Consider the following 1133-nt stretch of genomic DNA (forward strand, 5'->3'; position numbering starts at 1 on the left):
CCCTATCCTCCGGAAAGACGAAAATAAAATATCTGAAAGAATTTATTATGCAAGATATTTATTTAAAATAAATAGGTTAAGATAATATGAAAACGGGAATTTTAATTGTCGCCGAAGGGAAATAATAATTGTCGTTGATCATAATGTTTTAACAAAGGATTCTTGCTTTGATATCATTGATTAATTACCATAACGACCAAGCTCACCTGCCGCCAACACTGCGGAGCACTGAACCTTGAATAACCACCTGCTTTGATGCGGGGCAGAGCATTTCAAAAACCGCCGAGCTGTTGGCGGTCAGGTGCAGTGACTGGTTATGTTCTTTGTTGCCACCGCTTTGGATGGCGACTACCATGCATAACTGCAACGACCACGAGCGACTCTTCCTCTATTCGATAATAGATTCCGAACGGAAACCGATGAATTATAGCGCGGCGGGTGTGCCGGTGAACTACAGCATACATATGCGGATTGTCTGAAATTGTTTCGAATACACTTAGGACTTCATCAAGGAACTCATCGCCGAGACCTTTACGTTGCTTCTCATACCATGTTGCAGCCTCCTCAATATCCGTTTCCGCGTCTGGCCGAAGATGTACCCTATAACTCACAATCGTTTCCTAATATCTGCTATCACTTCACTGGCCACGCGGCCTTTGATTCCATCCGATTCGTAAGCATCCAAACGCCGATCAAGCTCGGCCCTTTGTTCATCCGTTATCGGTAACACCACCTGATCAGCAGCTATACTGTCCCATAGATCTTCCACCAGTCGTATTCGTTCGACTATCGGGAGAGTGCGTAAGTTGGCTATCATCTTTAAATCCTCCATTCATATCGTAGCAACATATCGATTGGAATGTTCAGAACATAACAAGTTATTATCCAGACCCAGTGATGTTGTAATTTCGTAAGATCACCATAAAGTTATAGAAATAAAATTATAATTTTTGACAAAAAATTAACGGCTAAGATTTGTTCAAAAGCTTATTTCTTTAAGTAAAATATCTTTTTTTAACTGCCGATAATAATTTGAATTTGATATAGCCATATATATTCTGTTGACAAGATAATTGCAATAATATATTTTTACCTTTCCAGGTATCATGTTATTTATCAATATATCTGGAATG

Annotated in this window: 2 protein-coding genes; both read right to left on the reverse strand. The window is 39.4% G+C overall.

Annotation, left to right across the window (positions count from 1 at the left end):
* Positions 1-314: 314 nt before the first annotated feature.
* The gene (locus VXK47_RS00535) at positions 315-611 is read right to left on the reverse strand and encodes a type II toxin-antitoxin system RelE/ParE family toxin (RefSeq protein ID WP_435546821.1); all 297 of its coding nucleotides are present in this window, start codon (positions 609-611) and stop codon (positions 315-317) included.
* Positions 608-817, reverse strand: a complete 210-nt coding sequence (locus VXK47_RS00540) for an addiction module protein (protein ID WP_435546822.1) — start codon at positions 815-817, stop codon at positions 608-610. Before VXK47_RS00540 ends, VXK47_RS00535 begins: the two co-directional genes overlap by 4 nt.
* Positions 818-1133 lie beyond the last annotated feature (316 nt).

This window comes from Desulfobacterium sp. N47 (assembly GCF_051233685.1).
Taxonomy (GTDB): Bacteria; Desulfobacterota; Desulfobacteria; order Desulfobacterales; family RPRI01; genus RPRI01.

Bases quoted from the DNA above. Each gene is read 5' to 3' on its own strand.
- VXK47_RS00540 (WP_435546822.1), bottom strand. From the start codon at position 817: ATGATAGCCAACTTACGCACTCTCCCGATAGTCGAACGAATACGACTG.